This is a genomic window from Tsukamurella pseudospumae, assembly GCF_001575195.1.
In the GTDB taxonomy this organism is placed as follows: Bacteria; Actinomycetota; Actinomycetes; order Mycobacteriales; family Mycobacteriaceae; genus Tsukamurella; species Tsukamurella pseudospumae.
The window spans coordinates 73,065-90,129 of the sequence record NZ_LSRF01000056.1 but is presented as its reverse complement, the minus strand read 5'-3'; the positions used below and the strand labels follow the sequence as shown (position 1 = coordinate 90,129).

General features: G+C 70.1%; 17 protein-coding genes. 7 read left to right on the top strand and 10 right to left on the bottom strand.

Annotated elements, in window-relative coordinates:
• The first annotated feature begins 16 nt into the window (after positions 1 to 16).
• A complete protein-coding gene (gene map / locus AXK60_RS14850) occupies positions 17 to 784 on the top strand; it encodes a type I methionyl aminopeptidase (RefSeq protein ID WP_068572061.1) in 768 nt (255 codons plus the stop codon).
• A gap of 134 nt (positions 785 to 918) precedes the next feature.
• Positions 919 to 1,347: a hypothetical protein gene (locus AXK60_RS14845; RefSeq protein ID WP_068572058.1), complete on the top strand. Its 429-nt coding sequence runs from the start codon at positions 919 to 921 to the stop codon at positions 1,345 to 1,347.
• Positions 1,348 to 1,506: 159 nt separating this feature from the next.
• Here the strand turns inward: AXK60_RS14845 and AXK60_RS14840 are convergent, their stop codons facing one another.
• Both AXK60_RS14840 and AXK60_RS14835 read right to left on the bottom strand, forming a co-directional pair.
• Positions 1,507 to 2,436 carry a homoserine O-succinyltransferase gene (locus AXK60_RS14840; RefSeq protein ID WP_068572056.1) on the bottom strand — a complete coding sequence of 310 codons (930 nt, stop codon included), beginning with the start codon at positions 2,434 to 2,436 and terminating at the stop codon, positions 1,507 to 1,509.
• Positions 2,437 to 2,455: 19 nt separating this feature from the next.
• Entirely contained in the window at positions 2,456 to 3,010 is a 555-nt protein-coding gene (locus AXK60_RS14835) for a TetR/AcrR family transcriptional regulator (protein WP_068572054.1), read from the bottom strand.
• A 96-nt stretch (positions 3,011 to 3,106) separates the two neighbouring features.
• On the opposite strand from AXK60_RS14835, the gene AXK60_RS14830 reads away from it, so the two are divergent.
• On the top strand, positions 3,107 to 4,060 hold the full coding sequence (locus tag AXK60_RS14830; RefSeq protein ID WP_068572052.1) for an alpha/beta hydrolase: 954 nt from the start codon (positions 3,107 to 3,109) through the stop codon (positions 4,058 to 4,060).
• A gap of 12 nt (positions 4,061 to 4,072) precedes the next feature.
• On the opposite strand, the gene AXK60_RS14825 is transcribed toward AXK60_RS14830, so the two are convergent.
• Positions 4,073 to 5,233: a pyridoxal phosphate-dependent aminotransferase gene (locus AXK60_RS14825; protein ID WP_068572050.1), complete on the bottom strand. Its 1,161-nt coding sequence runs from the start codon at positions 5,231 to 5,233 to the stop codon at positions 4,073 to 4,075.
• 76 nt (positions 5,234 to 5,309) lie between these two features.
• Here AXK60_RS14825 and AXK60_RS14820 point away from each other — a divergent pair, with 76 nt between their 5' ends.
• Together AXK60_RS14820 and AXK60_RS27080 are read left to right on the top strand one after the other, a co-directional pair.
• Positions 5,310 to 5,612 carry a hypothetical protein gene (locus tag AXK60_RS14820; RefSeq protein ID WP_068572048.1) on the top strand — a complete coding sequence of 101 codons (303 nt, stop codon included), beginning with the start codon at positions 5,310 to 5,312 and terminating at the stop codon, positions 5,610 to 5,612.
• Positions 5,609 to 5,779 (top strand): hypothetical protein, encoded by a 171-nt coding sequence (locus tag AXK60_RS27080; RefSeq protein ID WP_156485606.1) that lies wholly within the window; start codon positions 5,609 to 5,611, stop codon positions 5,777 to 5,779. The genes AXK60_RS14820 and AXK60_RS27080 overlap by 4 nt, the downstream gene beginning before the upstream one ends.
• On the opposite strand, the gene AXK60_RS14815 is transcribed toward AXK60_RS27080, so the two are convergent.
• The 5 genes from AXK60_RS14815 to AXK60_RS14795 form a co-directional block, all read right to left on the bottom strand.
• Positions 5,780 to 6,949: a class I SAM-dependent methyltransferase gene (locus tag AXK60_RS14815; protein WP_068572046.1), complete on the bottom strand. Its 1,170-nt coding sequence runs from the start codon at positions 6,947 to 6,949 to the stop codon at positions 5,780 to 5,782.
• Between the two features lie 15 nt (positions 6,950 to 6,964).
• Positions 6,965 to 7,927 carry a class I SAM-dependent methyltransferase gene (locus AXK60_RS14810; protein WP_068572044.1) on the bottom strand — a complete coding sequence of 321 codons (963 nt, stop codon included), beginning with the start codon at positions 7,925 to 7,927 and terminating at the stop codon, positions 6,965 to 6,967.
• A gap of 102 nt (positions 7,928 to 8,029) precedes the next feature.
• Positions 8,030 to 8,818, bottom strand: a complete 789-nt coding sequence (locus AXK60_RS14805; protein WP_068572042.1) for an enoyl-CoA hydratase/isomerase family protein — start codon at positions 8,816 to 8,818, stop codon at positions 8,030 to 8,032.
• Positions 8,819 to 8,884: 66 nt separating this feature from the next.
• Complete coding sequence (locus AXK60_RS14800; RefSeq protein WP_068572039.1) at positions 8,885 to 9,505, bottom strand: NUDIX hydrolase; 621 nt, start codon at positions 9,503 to 9,505, stop codon at positions 8,885 to 8,887.
• Positions 9,502 to 10,380, bottom strand: coding sequence for an ABC transporter ATP-binding protein (locus AXK60_RS14795; RefSeq protein ID WP_244881116.1), 879 nt, complete (start codon positions 10,378 to 10,380; stop codon positions 9,502 to 9,504). Before AXK60_RS14795 ends, AXK60_RS14800 begins: the two co-directional genes overlap by 4 nt.
• A gap of 40 nt (positions 10,381 to 10,420) precedes the next feature.
• Between AXK60_RS14795 and glgX the strand changes: the two genes are divergently transcribed.
• Positions 10,421 to 12,580 carry a glycogen debranching protein GlgX gene (gene glgX, locus AXK60_RS14790; protein WP_068572037.1) on the top strand — a complete coding sequence of 720 codons (2,160 nt, stop codon included), beginning with the start codon at positions 10,421 to 10,423 and terminating at the stop codon, positions 12,578 to 12,580.
• A 33-nt stretch (positions 12,581 to 12,613) separates the two neighbouring features.
• On the opposite strand, the gene serB is transcribed toward glgX, so the two are convergent.
• Both serB and ctaD read right to left on the bottom strand, forming a co-directional pair.
• On the bottom strand, positions 12,614 to 13,843 hold the full coding sequence (serB, locus tag AXK60_RS14785; RefSeq protein WP_068572035.1) for a phosphoserine phosphatase SerB: 1,230 nt from the start codon (positions 13,841 to 13,843) through the stop codon (positions 12,614 to 12,616).
• A gap of 81 nt (positions 13,844 to 13,924) precedes the next feature.
• Positions 13,925 to 15,628, bottom strand: coding sequence for an aa3-type cytochrome oxidase subunit I (gene ctaD, locus AXK60_RS14780; RefSeq protein WP_068572033.1), 1,704 nt, complete (start codon positions 15,626 to 15,628; stop codon positions 13,925 to 13,927).
• Positions 15,629 to 15,873: 245 nt separating this feature from the next.
• Between ctaD and AXK60_RS14775 the strand changes: the two genes are divergently transcribed.
• Positions 15,874 to 16,818, top strand: a complete 945-nt coding sequence (locus AXK60_RS14775; protein ID WP_139057982.1) for a TroA family protein — start codon at positions 15,874 to 15,876, stop codon at positions 16,816 to 16,818.
• The last annotated feature ends 247 nt before the right edge of the window (positions 16,819 to 17,065 follow it).

The following is a 17,065-nucleotide window of genomic DNA, read 5'->3' as shown; positions in this document are numbered from 1 at the left end:
GTGGTATTTTAATACCATGATGGAGCTCAAGACCCCCGCCGAGATCGCAAAGATGCGCACCACCGGCATCTTCATCGCCGAGTTGCTCGATGAGCTGACCGGCATGGCCGAGGTCGGCATGAATCTCATGGAGCTCGAGTACCGCGCACGGAAGATGATCGAGGACCGGGGCGCCGTGTCCTGCTACTGGGATTACGCCCCCTCGTTCGGCAGCGGCCCGTTCCGCAATGTCACGTGCCTGTCCGTGAACGACGCCTGCCTGCACGGACTCCCGCACGAGTACGTCTTCGCCGACGGCGACCTCCTCACGGTCGACATCGCGGTGACCATCGACGGTTGGACCGCCGATGCCGCCCGCAGCGTCAGCGTGGGTACGGCCCGCCCGGAGGACACGCGGCTCATCGAGTGCACCCGCGAGGCACTCGACGCCGCGATCGAGGAGATGCGGCCGGGCAACAAGCTGGGCACCGTCTCGTCCGTGATCGGCGCCGTCGCGAAGAAGTACGGCTACCCGGTGAACACGCAGTTCGGCGGCCACGGGATCGGCCGGACCATGCACGAGGACCCGCATGTTCCGAACGTCGGGAAGGCCCGCAAGGGCATGCTGCTCCGCACCGGCACGACCCTGGCGCTCGAGCCGTGGTTCTGCGCGACCACCGACGAGATCACCTTCGATCCCGACGGCTGGACCCTGCGCTCCGCCGACGGTTCCCGCGCCGCGCACAGCGAGCACACCGTGGCCGTCACCGAGGACGGTCCCGTGGTTCTCACGGCTCGCGCCTGAGCACGTCGAGCCGGGACCGGTCCGGCGCGTACTCGCCTAATTGTTAGTTGCCGCCGATAACTCTTACTAGACTGGCCGACACGCACCGGAGGAGCTGAGAGGCCGGCACAGTCGTGAGAAGCGCACGGATCCTGATGAACGCGGTCGCCGCGAGCCACCTCGCCCTGACCGTGATCATGTGGCTCCTCCGCGGGGATATCCGCACGCAGATCGCGCAACAACATCCCCGATTCTCGCCCGCAGAACTCGACGACGCGGCGTCGATCGCAACCACGTCGGGCGTGGCCTTCCACCTGATCCTCGCGGTTGTCTACGCCTTCCTCGCGGCGAGACTCCCCCGAGGATTCCGGCTGGCCATCGCCGCACAGGTCGCGGGCATCGTCTTCAGCCTCGTGTCCTGGAGATCGTCACCCACGTTCCATCCGGTGATTCCGATTCTCGACGTGGTGCAGCTCGCAACCATCGTCATGCTCGTCCGTGCGCGGAGAAGCGCCCCGGAGGCCGACCGCCGCCGCGGCTCGACACCCCCTCGCGGCGCAGATCGACACAAGCGCGACCCGTGAAACCGGGACGCCTCAGCGCTGCGCGCCGATGAACACCCGGGCGGCCTCGCGCGCACCGTCGACCACGCCGTCCGGACCGAGGATCGCGGCGGTGGTGCGCGCCCCTCGGTGGGTGGTCCTCACGGCGCGGGCGTAACGGCCCCTCGAACCGGGTCCACCTCAGGCCTGGTCCACCTCAGGCCGGGCGGGCTCGAACGGCGTCTCCTGATAGACGCAGTGGTTCAACCAGTTCGCGTACAGCAGGTGGCCGTGGCCGCGCCAGCGGTTGCGGGGCGCGGCGCCCCTGTCGTCGCCGGGGAAGTAGTTCGCGGGGACGGGGATCGACGCATCCTGCGCGCTGTCGCGGAGGAACTCGGCGGCGAGGGTGCCCGCGTCGTACTCCGGATGTCCGGTGACGAAGACGCGGCGACCGTCAGTGGTGGCGGCCAGGTACAGACCGGCGTCGTCGCTCACTGCGAGCACCTCGACCTCATCCGTGGCCTCGACATCGCCGACGTTCACGTCGGTGTGTCGCGAGTGCGGCGCGAGGAAGTCGTCGTCGAAGCCCGTGAGGATCGGTGACCTCGCGCCCGTCAGACGGTGCGCGAAGACGCCGGAGATCTTCTGCGGCACCTCGTGCTTGCCGACGCCGTAGTGCCGGTACAGCGCCGCCTGCGCGCTCCAGCACACGTGCAGGGTCGACTGGACGTTCGTCGCGGTCCAGTCCAGGATCCGCGTCATCTCCGGCCAGTAGTCGACATCCTCGAAGTCGAGCCGCTCGATCGGCGCCCCGGTGATGATCATGCCGTCGAAGTACTGGCCGGCAACGTCGTCGAAGGTCGAGTAGAACGCCTCGAGATGCTCGGAGGAGGTGGTCCGCGAGACATGACTGGCCATGTGGAGCAGCGTGATCTCGATCTGCAGCGGAGAATTGCTGAGCAGCCGGAGCAACTGGGTCTCGGTGGTGATCTTGGTGGGCATCAGATTGAGGATGGCGATCCGCATCGGGCGGATGTCCTGGTGCGCCGCGCGCTCGTCGGACATGACGAAGATCTTCTCCGCCTCGAGTATTGCTCGGGCGGGAAGGTCGTGCGGGACTGTGACGGGCATCGTCGATCAGGTTAGTACGTCAGCGCTGCGCGCCGATGAGCACCCGGGCGGCCTCGCGCGCACCGTCGACCACGCCGTCCGGACCGAGGATCGCGGCGGTGGTGAGCGCTCCCTCGGTGAGCAGGCCGATCTGGATCGCGACGCGCTCGGGCAGCCCGGCATCGGCGACCAGCGCCGACAGTTCGTCCTGGTAGCAGGCCTTGTTGTGCACCGCGGCGTCGGCGACGGTCGGCGAGGTCGCGCCCAGTTCGCCGTAGCTGTTGATGAACGAGCAGCCACGGAAGTCGTTCTCCGCGAACATCTCGTCCAGCCAGTCGAAGACGGCCAGGACCCGATCCTCCGGCGCGGCCGCGCGGTCCACGTACTTGTGCAGCCCGTCGGTCCAGCGCCGGTCGCGGATGGTCAGCACCTCGGCGACGAGCGCGTCCTTCGACGGGAAGAGCTTGTAGATCGCCTTGAGCGACACCCCTGCGGCAGTGCGGATCTCGTCCATCCCCACGGCTTGAATCCCCTTGCCGTAGAACAATTTCTCCGCTGCTTCGAGGACTGCTGCCCGCTGCTGGTCCGCATCCATCTTGTGCCACCCCCTTGACGCGAGAACGATCGTTCCCGTACTCTAGCACTCAGCACGAGAACGAACGTTCTCCGCAAAGTCGACAAGGAGCAGATCATGAGTAGGACCATCCTCGAATCCGCCGCCCGGGCCTTCTCCGACGCCACCGCGAACCCGCCCTACCTGTTCGACCTCGGCCCCGTCGAGGGGCGCAAGACCGTCGACGAGGTGCAGTCCGACGAGGGCGTCGCACTCCCCGAGGTCGACGAGGAGTGGATCACCGTCGCCGGCGGCCCGACCGGCGAGGTCCGCACCCGCATCGTCCGCCCCAAGGGCGCCACCGGCGTGCTGCCCGTCATCTTCTTCATCCACGGCGCGGGCTGGGTGTTCGGCAACGCCCACACGCACGATCGCCTGGTCCGCGAGCTGGTCGTCGGCACCGGCGCGGCTGCGGTCTTCCCCGAGTACGATCTGTCCCCCGAGGCGCGCTACCCGATCGCCATCGAGCAGAACTACGCCGTGGCCCAGTGGGTCGTGAACTCCGGCGCCGAGAAGAACCTCGACGGCACCCGGATCGCCGTGTCCGGCGACTCGGTCGGCGGCGACATGGCCGCAGTCCTCGCCCTGCAGGCCAAGGCGCGCGGCGACGTGAAGCTGGCCGCCCAGGTCCTGCTGTACCCGGTCGTGGACGCGAACTTCGAGACCGCCTCCTACCACGAGTTCGCCGAGGGCTACTTCCTGCGCCGCGACGCCATGCAGTGGTTCTGGGACCAGTACACGACCGACGAGGCGCAGCGCGCAGAGATCTTCGCCTCTCCCCTGAACGCCACCGTCGACCAGCTGCGCGACCTGCCGCCCGCCACCGTCATCACCGCCGAGGCGGACGTCCTGCGCGACGGTGGCGAGGCCTACGCCGCCAAGCTGCGCGAGGCCGGCAACCAGGTGACCGCCGTGCGCATCGGCGGGGTCATCCACGACTTCATGATGCTCAACGCGCTGCGCGAGACCCACGGCGCCCAGGCGGCTTTCGAGATCGCCATCAGCGCGCTGCGCCGCGCTCTCATCGCTTGAGCCTCGCCCGAGTCAGCGCCGGAACACCGGCTCCAGCCGAGCCAGTGCCTCCTCGATCTCGGCGGTCGCGCCGGCGAAGCTGAGGCGGATGAACCGATCACCCCGGGCCGTGTCGAAGTCCAGGCCCGGGGTGATCGCCACCCCGGTCTCGTCGAGAACCCTTGCGCACCATGCCAACGAGTCGTCGGTGAGGTGACCGATGTCGGCGTAGGCGTAGAAGGCACCGTCCGGCGGCGCGACCTCCGTGACGCCGAGCCCGCGGAGCCCGGCGAGCACGATCTCCCGGTTGCGCGCGTACCCGGCGACGTGCCCGTCGAGTTCCTCGCGCGCCTCGTCGGAGAACGCCGCGACCGCGGCGTGCTGGCTGATCGCGGGCGGGCAGATCGTCATGTTCGCGGTGAGCCGTTCGACGGGCCGCCGCAGGTACTCGGGCAGCAGCATCCAGCCCAAGCGCCAGCCCGTCATCGCGAAGTACTTCGACACCGAGCCCATCACCACCTGCTCGCGCGAGAACTCCCACGCGCACGACGTGGGCCGCCCGTAACTCACGCCGTGGTAGATCTCGTCGGAGATGAGCAGTGTGCCGTGCGCCTCGCACCAGCGCGCGAGGTCCGCCAGATCCGACGGTGCCAGGATCGTCCCGGTCGGGTTCGCGGGGCTCGCGACGATGAGCCCCCTCGGCGGCTCGGGGAGCGATTCGAGCATCGCCACCGTCGGCTGGTAGCGGGTCGCTGCGCCGCAGTCGAGCTCGACGACCCGGCACCCCAGTGCCGCAAGGGTGTTGCGGTAGGCGGGGTAGCCCGGCCGGGCCATGACGACGGTGTCCCCCGCGTCGAAGGCCGCGAGGAAGACCAGCGTGAACGCGCCGGACGATCCGGTGGTGACGGCGACCGCCTCGCTCGGCACGTCCAGGCCGTAGGCGCGGCCGTAGTGCGCCGCGATCGTCTCCCGCAGCGGCGCGATCCCCAGCGACTCGGTGTAGCCCAGCGGCCCGGCGTCGAGCGCCGCGTGCGCCGCGGCGAGCACCGGCCTCGGTGCGCCCGCGCTCGGCTGCCCGGCGGCCAGCGAGATCACGTCACCGTGCGTCTCCCGGCGCCTCGCCGCCGCGGCGAGCACGTCCATGACGTGGAACATCTCGACATCGGAGCGCTGCGATTCCTGCATGCGTTCCATGGTGTCATCCGCGGATTCGCCTGCCGCGGGAACCGGCGGTGCCGCCGATGCGTCCAATGGATGAGGGGGTGAAGCAATGCCGGCACAGGCTTGGGTCACGTTGATCGTCGGACTGGTCGCCGCGATCGGCGTTGTCGCGACGTGGCGGCAGAAGGTCGAAGCCGATCGTCGTGCGGAGTGGTGGCGGCGAGTGAGTTGGGCGTTCGATCATGTCCTCAGCGGAGACGACCAGCGCGTGACGTTCGGCTGGACCATCCTCATCCGCCTCAGAGAATCGCGGTTGGCCACTCGCGATGACAGGGCGGTATTCGGATTCCTTGCTGACGACTGGATCATCAACGACAATGAGGACGAGCAGGCAGAAGGAGGGTACTTGTGACTGATTCAGCACCGAAGCGTGTCCGCAACGAATTCTGGCGGCAGCGGGCCCGCCGCGCGGCTGCCCACATCGTCCTGGCCTCGAGCAAGGAGACCGGGATTCCGGTGAGTGCCGCAGTACAGCAAATCCTCGATGAGGAAGCGCAGGAGAACGCGAAGAGCGCCTGATCAGCGCGTCGGCCGCGTCAGGAACGCAGTCACCTCGCGGCCGATCCGCGTGATCACCACCGTCATCGGCTGGGTTCCCTGGAGCTTCAGTCGCTTGCGCAGCACGTCCGGGTCCACGCCCGCCCCGCGGGTGAGGATCTCCACCGAGCCCACGTCGCGGCGGCGCAGCTCCGCCCGCAGCGCTTTCTCGGAGAACTTCGCGACATCGAGAATCTCGAAGCCGCGCTCCCCCTCCGGCACCGCATCGCCGGTCAGATAGGCGATGTGCGGGTCCAGCTGCCAGAGCCCGTGCCGCGCGGCGTAATGCCGCACCAGCCCGGCGCGGATGACGGCACCGTCGGGCTCGATCAGGTACTTCCCCGCGGGTTCCGCGTCCACGTCGTGCGCGTCGGACGAGAACACCTCGTAGCCGCCCCCGCCGGCGCGGAGCACCGTCGCCCTGGTCAGCCCGGGGACGGCGACGGGGCCGGACCAGAGGCAGGCCTCGCGGACGCCGCCGTCGAGCGAGACGATCTCGACCTCGCCCCGGAACGGGTCCGTCGCGGCCGACCGCAGTCCGGCGTAGTCGATGCCGGGCGCGGTCTTCACGGCCAGGGACCTCCCGGAATAGGCCTCCCGCAGGGCCGACAGCGCCGGAGACATCTGCTCCGGGTCGACGATGCGCCGCCCGCCGGCCCGCCGCGCGGGGTCGGCGATGACGACGTCTGCGGTCGAGGTGGGGGTCAGGGCGTCGGCGACGTACACCAGCGCACGCGGCACGTTGTGCGCGGCCATCCGCGCACGCAGTGGGTCCAGGTCACTGCCGACCACACGCGGGCACACCTGGACCAGGGCACGCAGTTCCGCACCGATCGAGCAGGTCACGTCGTGCACCGACAGCCAGGCCAGGCGGCGGGCGCGGTGCTCCGCGACCGCCGACGGGGTGGCCTGCTGCACCGCTTCGTCGGTGAGCAGCCAGGCCCCGATGTCACTGACGTCACCGAATTTGCCGGCCGCGCGGCGGCGGGCCCGCACCTGCTCGATGACCGCCGGGGCGTGCGGCCCCGCGACGCCGCGCACCGCCGCCACATCCGACAGCAGGGACGCGTCCGTCAGGGCCAGACGGTCCGCCGCGGCCACGGCCGCGGCACCGTCGGCCGTGCGGAGATAGGCGAGATCGGCCCCGTCCAACCCGGCGCGCCCGGACTACTCGGGCTTGGTGCCCGTGATGGCCAGGTTGTAGAAGAACTTGCGCGGCACCACGCGGCGCAGCACGTTCTCGTCGAGCGCGGACAGCTTCTTCCAGCCGCCGAACGCGAACCCGGCCCAGCCGAAGCCGAGCTTCTCCGGCGGCACGGCCGCCTCGAAGGTACGCACCGGCCAGCCCAGGAAGGCGGCGGTGAACTCGTCGGTGGTGGCCTTGACCTCGACGGCGCCGGCGCGGGCCGCCATGGCCTCCATCTCGTCCGGGTCGAAGGTGTGGATGTCGACCACGGCCTCGAGCGCCGCGGCGCGCGAGGACTCGTCGAGCTCGGCCTGCGGGCGGCGCCAGTCCGCGAGGAAGGGCAGCTTCGTCGCGTTGGTGGTGATGCCCCAGGTGATGCGACCGAGCCACCGGGCGTAGAAATCGCCGATCGTGGTGGGCTCGCCCGCGAAGACGAAGCGGCCGCCCGGCTTGAGCACGCGCAGCACCTCGCGCAGCGACTGCTCCACATCGGGGATGTGGTGCAGCACCGCGTGGCCCACGACCAGATCGAAGGTGTCGTCCTCGTACGGGATGGTCTCGGCGTCGGCGACCCGGCCGTCGACGGTGTGCCCGAGAGCCTCTCCGTTGCGGAGCGCGACCTTCACCATGCCGGGCGAGAGGTCCGTGACCGAGCCGGTCTCGGCGACGCCCGCCGACAGGAGGTTGAGCAGGAAGAAGCCGGTGCCGCAGCCCAGCTCCAGGGCCCGGCCGTAGGGCTTCTCGTTGTCCCCGCCGGTGGCGGCCTCGAAGCGGTCGCGGGCGTAGTCGATGCACCGCTCGTCGAAGCTGATGTGCCACTTCTCGTCGTACGTCTCGGCTTCCCAGTCGTGGTAGAGCACCTGGGCGAGCTTCGTATCGGAGAACGCGGCCGCAACCTCGTCCGCGGTGGCGTGCGGGTTGGGGGCCGGCTGCTGGTCGGTCATGAAGGCCTTTCGAGAAGATTGTTCCCGTCAGGTTACCGCCCGGTCAGTTCACCGCCAACCCGCGTGATGAGAACGCGTTCCACCACAGCCGCGGACGGGGAGTCACTTGCCGACGAACTTCGCCTTGCCCGGACCGTTCTCGATGAACGAGGTCATGCCGATGGTCCGGTCCTCGGTGGCGAAGAGGCCGGCGAACAGGTGCCGCTCGATCGCCAGGCCCGTGTTCAGGTCGGTGTCCAGGCCCTGGTCGATGGCCTGCTTGGCCGCGCGCAGCGCCTGCGAGGCCGCGCCCGTGAACTGCTTGGCCCAGGTCAGGGCGGCGTTGTAGACCTCGTCGGGCGCGACGACCTCGTCGACGAGACCGATCTGCAGAGCCTCGTCGGCGCCCACGAACCGGCCCGTGAAGACCATGTCCTTGGCCTTCGCCGGACCCACCAGGCGGGCGAGGCGCTGCGTGCCGCCGCCACCGGGGATCACGCCGAGCAGGATCTCCGGCACGCCCACCTTGGCGTTGTCGCCGACGATCCGGCGGTCGGCGCCCAGCGCCACCTCGAGGCCGCCGCCCAGCGCGTACCCGGTGACGGCCGCGACGGTCGGCTTGGTGATCGACGCGATCGCCGACAGGCCGCTCTGGAGCAGCTTGATGGCCTCACTCATGTCCGTGTAGCCCATCGCCTGCATCTCCTTGATGTCCGCGCCGGCGGCGAACACCTTCGGGCCGCCGTACACGACGACGGCCTTGATGTCGTCGCGGCGGTTCACCTCGTCGGCGAGGGCCAGGAGCTCGGTCTGCACCTGCGAGTTGATCGCGTTCATCGGCGGCCGGTTCAGGCGGATGGTGCCGATGCCGGGGTGCTCGTCGGAGGTCTCCAGGGTCACGAATTCAGTCATGACCCAAGAGGTTACCGGGTGCCCGGAAATTTAGTTGGACGTCCACGTATTCGCGCAACGGAGCCGTCAGTAGATCGTGGCTCCCGCCGCGTACTCCACGTGCCCCGGAAACTCCCGGTCCTCGCGCCGCATACCGTCGACGATGGCGACGGGCGTCAGGTCCGCGGCCTCCGCGGCCCACCCCAACGCGTCCTCGACGGTCTCGAAGGGCAGGAGCTGGTGCAGCTGGGAGTACGTGGGCGCCATCAGCTTGTTGCGGCCGCCGAGCCACGCATCGATCACCGCCTGCGGGCTGTGCCACCCCGCCGACACCGCCTCGGTGGTCACGCACCGCGCCTCCTGCCCGACGGGCAGGGCCGCGAGGTAGAACATCGTGTCGTAGCGGCGCGGCCGCCCGGGTGGAGTCACCCACCGCGACAGCGGTACCAACTCGTCCGGGTCGACGCGGACGCCGCACTCCTCCTGCGTCTCCCGCGCCGCGGTCACCGTCAGGTCCCCGTCGTCCGACGGCTCGATGCCGCCGCCCGGGAACACCGTCACGTCGGGCGCGAACTCCATCCCGCTCGCCCGGGTCTGCACGAAGACCTCCAGGCCTGACGGTGCCGTCCGCAGCAGCAGGACCGTGGCCGCGGGCCGGATCGGGACGTCCGCGAGATCGCGGCGGTGCCCGGCGCCCTGCCCACTCATGCCTGCAGCCTCCTCCGGCCGGGACGCGACGCTCTGCGAGCGAAGTAGCGACCGTCCACCTCGTCGAGCAGGATCCGCTGGCTGAAGGTCTCCGAGAGCACCTCGGCCGTGAGCACGTCACCGATGAGCCCCTGCGCGACGACGCCGCCCTCTTTGAGCAGCAACGCGTGCGTGAACCCCGGCGGGATCTCCTCGACGTGGTGGGTCACGAGCACCGTCGCGGGCGCGTCCGGATCCTGCGCGAGCGTATCGAGCCGGGCGACGAGCTCCTCGCGGCCCCCGAGGTCCAGACCGGCGGCCGGCTCGTCGAGCAACATGAGCTCCGGATCGGTCATGAGCGCCCGCGCGATCAGCACCCGCTTGCGCTCCCCCTCGGACAGCGTGCCGAAGCGGCGGTTCGCGAGGTGCTCGGCGCCCATGGACTCGAGCACGTCGACGGCGCGGCTGATGTCCACCTCGTCGTACCGCTCGCGCCACCGTCCGAGCACCGCGTACCCCGCGGACACGACGAGGTCGGTCACCAGCTCGTCGTCGGGCACGCGGGCCGCGAGCGCCGCCGTGCTGACGCCGATCCGGGCCGTGAGGTCCTGCACGACGGTCTTTCCCAGCACCTCCCCGAGGATGTGGGCCGTGCCCGCCGTCGGGAAGACCTGAGCGGACGCGAGACGCATCAGCGAGGTCTTGCCCGCACCGTTGGGGCCGATCACGACCCACCGCTCGTCGAGCTCCACGCGCCAATCGATCGGACCGACGAGGGTGCGCCCGTCGCGCCGCAGGATCACGCCGCGGAAGTCGACGAGCAGGTCCTGGTCGGGTTCGTCGGCCTCGGCGGGCACGACGGCGGGGGCGGTGGAAACAGCAGCGGGATCGGACACATCACCATCCTGCCGCACGGGGTCGGTCGCGGTTGGCAGGATGGTCCCCGTGTCCACAGACCACCGCTCCCCGTCTCCCGGTGCCGCCACCCCGCTCGGCGCCCTCCCGCTGCCCGGCGGCGTGAACTTCGCCGTGCACGCGCCCCGCGCCACCGACGTGTGGGTGTGTCTCGTCGACGTCGACGAGGCGGGGGTCCGGCACGAGCAACGGCTGCGGCTGCCCACCCAGACCGCCGGCGTGCACCACGGCTTCGTCGCGGGGATCGGTGAGGGCACGCGGTACTGCCTGCGCGCCGCAGGCCCCTGGGAGCCGGAGACCGGGCTGCGGTTCAACGAGCGCAAGGCCCTCGTCGACCCGTACGCCCGCAGGATCGACGGCGCGCTGGGCGACGGCGCGGCCCTGCTGCCCTACGGGGAGGACGGCGGACCGTCGGACGTCGATTCGCTCGCCGACATCCCGCTCTCCGTGGTCACCGGGACGCCCCCGGCGCCCGAACCCGGCCCGGGCGTGCCGTGGGACCGGACCGTGATCTGCGAGGTGCACGTGGGCTCGTACACCGCGCGGCATCCCGGCGTGCCCGAGGAACTGCGCGGCACGTACCTGGGCCTCGCCCAGCCCGCGGTGCTCGAGCATCTGCGCAGGATCGGCGTCACGGCAGTGGAGCTACTACCGGTGCAGGCGTGCTTCACCGAGCCCGGCGTGCGCTCGCGGGGCATGCGCAACCACTGGGGCTACTCGACGGGGGCGTACTTCGCCCCGGATCCCCGGTACGCGGCGCGTCCGGGCGAGGAGGTCGAGGAGTTCACCGCGATGGTCTCCGCGCTGCACGCGGCCGGCCTCGAGGTCCTCATGGACGTGGTCTACAACCACACGGCGGAGGAGTCCGTCGCCGGACCGTCGCTGGCCTGGCGCGGCCTCGACGCCCCCGGCTACTACCTCCTAGAGAACGGCGACGACCTGGACTACACCGGGTGCGGCAACACCGTCGACTGCGCGTCCCCCGCGGCGCTGCGGATGGTGCTCGACAGTCTGCGCCTGTTCGCCGGCGAATACGGCGTCGACGGATTCCGGTTCGACCTGGCGAGCGTGCTCGGCCGCGGCCGCACCGGCACAGGACCCCAGGGCCCCGTCATCCCGTTCGACCACCGCGCGCCCCTCTTGTCGGCCATCGCCGCGGACCCGCTGCTGGCCTCCCGCAAGCTCATCGCCGAGCCCTGGGACGCAACCGGTGAGGGCTACCGGGTCGGCGGTTTCCCGGCGGTGTGGGCGGAGTGGAACGACCGCTACCGCGACACCGTGCGGTCCTTCTTCGCGGGCGGCAGCACCGTGGGCGACCTCGCCTCGCGCGTGTCCGGCAGCCAGGATCTGTTCGGCGCGCAGGGCCGCTCGCCCTTCTCGTCGATCAACTTCGTCACGGCTCACGACGGCTTCACCGCCCGCGACCTGGTGAGCTACGAGCGCAAGCACAACGAGGCCAACGGCGAGAAGAACCGCGACGGCACGGACAACAACCACTCCGTCAACCACGGATTCGAGGGCGGCACCACCGATCCCGCGATCCTCGCCGCCCGCGCGGCCCACGTCCGGGCCCTGCTGGCCACCCTGCTGCTGTCCACGGGCACGCCGATGCTCCTCGGCGGCGACGAGCTGGGGCACACGCAGTACGGCAACAACAACGCCTACTGCGTGCCTCTCGACACCCCCGCGGCCGATGCCTTCGCCGTGGACTGGGACGCCGCCGACGCCGACCTCACCGCGTTCGTCGCGCGCGTCGCGATGGTGCGGCGGGCGGCCCCGGTGCTACGGCAGCACGAGTTCTTCGACGGCCGCGCGACGCAGGACGGGGAGCCCGACCTCGCCTGGTTCGCCGCCGACGGTGCCGAGATGCCCGGAGACGCCTGGCAGTCGCCCGAGGTCCGGACGTTGCAGGCCTGGGTCGACGGCTCCGACGTGCGCTCCCCCGGCCACGACCGGGCCGTCCCCGAGAAGGACGCGCTCATCATCTGGCACTCCGGCGGCGACGCCGTCGTCGTCCTCGGCGGGCCGGAGACGTGCACGCACGGTTGGGAGCTCATCGTCGACACCTCGCAGCCGGGGGGCGCACCCGCCGATCGGCCGGACGGCGGTCCGGCGGTGTTCGGCTCCCGCGCGGAGGTCACGGTCTCGGGGCCGACGGTGCTGGCCTTCCAGCAGGTCTGACCGAGCTGCCCGGCGATCGGCCGGGCGCCGGGCTCAGCCGTCGATCGGCACGCGGCGGACCTCGCCGTCGACGGCGTCGGCGGCCTCGATCTCGTCGCGGGTGACGCCGAGCACGAACAGCACCGCGTCGAGGTACGGATGCGACAGGGCCGCGTCGGCGACCTCGCGTAGGGCCGGCTTGGCGTTGAACGCGACGCCCAGGCCAGCTGCGGAGAGCATGTCGATGTCGTTGGCGCCGTCGCCGACCGCCACCGTCTCCTCCACCGGCACCCCGAAGGCGTCGGCGAACTCGCGCAGCGCGCGGGCCTTGCCGGGTCGGTCGACGACCTCGCCGACCACGCGGCCGGTCAGCACACCGTCGACAACCTCGAGGGTGTTGGCGCGCACGAAGTCCAGCTCGAGGTCCTGCGCGAGCGGCTCGATGACGGCGGTGAAGCCGCCGGAGACCACGCCGCAGCGGTAGCCCAGCCGCTTGAGCGTGCGGATCGTGGTGCGGGCGCCGGGCGTGAGCTGCAGGCCCGCGGCGACGTCGTCGATGACGGACGCGGGCAGGCCCGCGAGATTGCGCACCCGGGCGTGCAGCGACTGCTCGAAGTCGAGTTCGCCGCGCATCGCGGCCTCGGTGACGGCCGCGACCTCGGCCTCCTTGCCGGCGCGCGCCGCCAGCATCTCGATGACCTCGCCCTGCACCAGCGTGGAGTCGACGTCGAAGCAGATCAGGCGCTTGGACCTGCGGGCGATGCCGGCACGCGAGGTGGCGATGTCTACGCCCTGCTCCTTCGCGACGACGGCCAGGGACGCTCGGAAGGCGGTCTCGTCGGCACCGTCGGGAACGGTCACCATGAGCTCGAGGGCGGTGACGGGGTAGTCGGCGACGCCGGCGATCGACTCGATGTTGACCTCGCCGGCGGCGAGCGCGGTGGCGACCTCCGAGAGCGCACGCGCGCTGACCGGCGCGCCCATCAGGACGACGGCGTGCGTCGGGACGGGCGGACGGGGCGGCTGCTCGCCGGTGATCTCGACGGCGACGTCCATCCCGACGGTGGCCATCGCCTGCTCGACGAGCTCCTGCACGTGCTCGGGGTCGCCGTGGACCGCGGCGAGCACGCCCAGCGTGAGCCGCCCCCGGATGACGGTCTGCTCGACATCGAGGACGCTGACCTCGCCGCGCGCCAGGACACCGAACAGGACCGAGCTGACGCCGGGCTTGTCGCCGCCGGTCACGGTGATGAGGATCGTGGGGTCCGAAATCGCATCGTGCACGCTGAAATCGTAGTGGCACCAGGTACAACGACGAACGGCGCCTCCCGCAGAGGGAGACGCCGTTCGTGGAGGAGCAGAGGACTAGTGGCCCTTGCCGGGACCCGAGTGGGCCTCGGCGCGCATCCGCTCGACCATGTGCGGGTAGTGCAGCTCGAACGCCGGACGCTCCGAACGGATCCGGGGCAGCTCGGTGAAGTTGTGCCGCGGCGGCGGGCAGCTGGTGGCCCACTCGAGGCTGTTGCCGAAGCCCCACGGATCGTCCACCGTGACGACCTCGCCGTAGCGATAGCTCTTGAAGACGTTCCACACGAAGGGCAGCGTCGACGCACCCAGGATGAACGCGCCGACCGTCGAGATCTGGTTCAGCGTGGTGAAACCGTCCGTGTCGAGGTAGTCCGCGTAGCGACGCGGCATGCCCTCGGCACCCAGCCAGTGCTGCACCAGGAAGGTCATGTGGAAGCCGATGAAGGTGAGCCAGAAGTGCCAGCGGCCGAGGCGCTCGTCGAGGAGGCGGCCCGTCATCTTGGGGAACCAGAAGTAGATGCCCGCGTAGGTGGCGAACACGATGGTGCCGAACAGCACGTAGTGGAAGTGCGCGACCACGAAGTAGGTGTCGGAGACGTGGAAGTCGAGCGGCGGCGAGGCGAGGAGCACGCCGGTGAGGCCACCGAACAGGAAGGTCACGATGAAGCCGATCGAGAACAGCATCGGCGACTCGAAGGTTATGTGACCTCTCCACAAGGTGAGGACCCAGTTGAAGAACTTCACGCCCGTGGGCACCGCGATCAGGAAGGTCATGAAGCTGAAGAAGGGCAGCAGCACCGCGCCGGTGGCGTACATGTGGTGCGCCCACACCGCGACGGACAGCGCCGCGATGGCCAGCGTGGCCAGGACGAGGCCGCTGTAGCCGAAGATCGGCTTGCGGCTGAAGACGGGGAAGATCTCCGAGACGATGCCGAAGAAGGGCAGCGCGATGATGTACACCTCGGGGTGCCCGAAGAACCAGAACAGGTGCTGCCAGAGGATGACGCCACCGTTGGCCGGGTCGTAGATGTGCGCACCGAACTGGCGGTCGACCTCGAGGCCCATGAGCGCTGCGGTCAGCAGCGGGAAGGCCAGCAGGATCAGCAGCGAGGTCACCAGGATGTTCCAGGTGAAGATCGGCATGCGGAACATCGTCATGCCGGGGGCGCGCATGCAGATCACCGTGGTGACCATGTTGACGGCGCCGAGAATGGTGCCGAGACCACCCACGCCGAGGCCCATGATCCACAGGTCGGCGCCGGCGCCGGGCGAGTGCAGCGCGTCCGTCAGCGGGGTGTACGCGGTCCAACCGAAGTCAGCGGCACCGCCGGGGGTGATGAAGCCGGCGATCACCATCATCGCGCCGAACACGAACAGCCAGTAGCCGAACGCGTTGAGGCGCGGGAACGCGACATCGGGCGCGCCGATCTGCAGCGGCAGCACGAAGTTGGCGAAGCCGATGACGATCGGCGTCGCGTACAGCAGCAGCATCACGGTGCCGTGCATGGTGAACAGCTGGTTGAACTGCTCGGTGGACAGGAACTGCAGGCCCGGGTTCGCGAGCTCGGCTCGCATCAGCAGCGCCATCAGGCCGCCGATGAGGAACAACGCGAAACACGTGACGATGTACATGATGCCCAGCGTCTTGTGATCGGTCGTCGTCACCAGCTTGTAGATGAACGAACCCTTGGGCCCGGTCCGCTGCGGGTACGGACGCGCGGCGGTCACCTCGACTACCGGACGATGCGCTTGCGCGGTCACAAATCCTCCTGCCCTGTGGCCCACCGGATCCGCGGCTGTCGGAACCGGCACTGGCCTCTTCATTCAGGTCTATCGGGCGGTGTTCGCTCACGGCGGACGCCTCCCTCGTGAGGTAAGAGTAGCCCCTCTCCCCCACCCGTGTCCTGGGGGTCCTACTCTGCGTCGTACTCGCGTCGCCGAGCAGGCCGCAGGAGCCACGACTGCTACCGTTGCGCTCGGCCGGAACGACAGTGAGGACGGTTGCCGTGAACAGGGTCGGTACAACCAGAGCGGGTGCCACGATGGCGCTCGCCGTCGTCGCCGGCACCGTCCTGTCCGCGTGCGGCGGGCAGGAGCCGATCCAGCAACCCTTCGCCTCGATCGCCACCACCACGACGCGCCTGGCCTCCGCCAACATCATCGGCCTCGACCGCAAGCCCGACCAGGCGTGCGCGGCACCCGTCGCGGGCACCGCGGCGCCCGCGAGCATCGCCGTCGCCGACCCCGACCTCCTCGACGGGCTGTGCGCGCTCGGCCTCCAGGGCCGGGTCACGGCGGTCGGGGGCGCGGCACCGTCGTACCTGGGGCCGGTCCTCGGCCGGGTGCCCCGTCTGGCCGACGGTGTCCGGGCCGACCTGGCTGTCGGCACCGACCGGTCCGCGGACGCGAACCGGCGTGCGGGCCGGACGGTGATCGTGCCGGCACCGTCGGCGGACTGGCGCCGCAGCTTCCTGGCCCTGGCCGACGCCGTGCGCATGCCGGCCGAGGCGCGGGCGATCATCGACCGTTACCAGCGCGATGCGGCCGACGCGTCGACGAAGATCGACGCCGTGCACAACACGGTCTCCCTGGTGCGCTTCACGGCGGACGGCAGGTCCCTGGCCGAGGGCACCGCGCCGCTGGCCGCACAGATCCTCGCCGACCTGAAGGTGGTCCGCCCGGAGCCGCAGCGCAAACCGGAGCCGGTCGAGATGTCCGCGGGCGACTACTCCGCAGCGGAGGGCGACCTGGTGTACGTCGGCTACGAGGGCGACAAGGGTCGCGATCACGGCATGGCGGTGATGACCTCGGACGCGTGGAAGAAGCTGCGCGTGGTGACCGCGAAGCGGCAGCTCCTGGTCGAGGACTCCTCGTGGTTCTCCGCGGGCGGCCCCGTCGCCGCCGGGATCGTGCTGCACGACGTGAGCAACACGATCAAGGCCTCGTCCTAGCTCCTCGCACCCTCCTTCAGCACACCCTTCTCCCCGTGACGCGCCTCACATCCGCCGGGTAAAACCGCTGGCCCGAAGCTCGGTGTACAAGTGTTCACGGATTCCCGCCCGAAGACCCTTCATTCATGCTTGTCGGAAGTGATAGCCTGAAGGTGATTCAATCTCATGCGCGGCCCCTACCAGCAGAGATGCCTGTGGGATTTCCCACAGGATGCTGAGAACGATCCACGGTACGAGTCGCAACGAG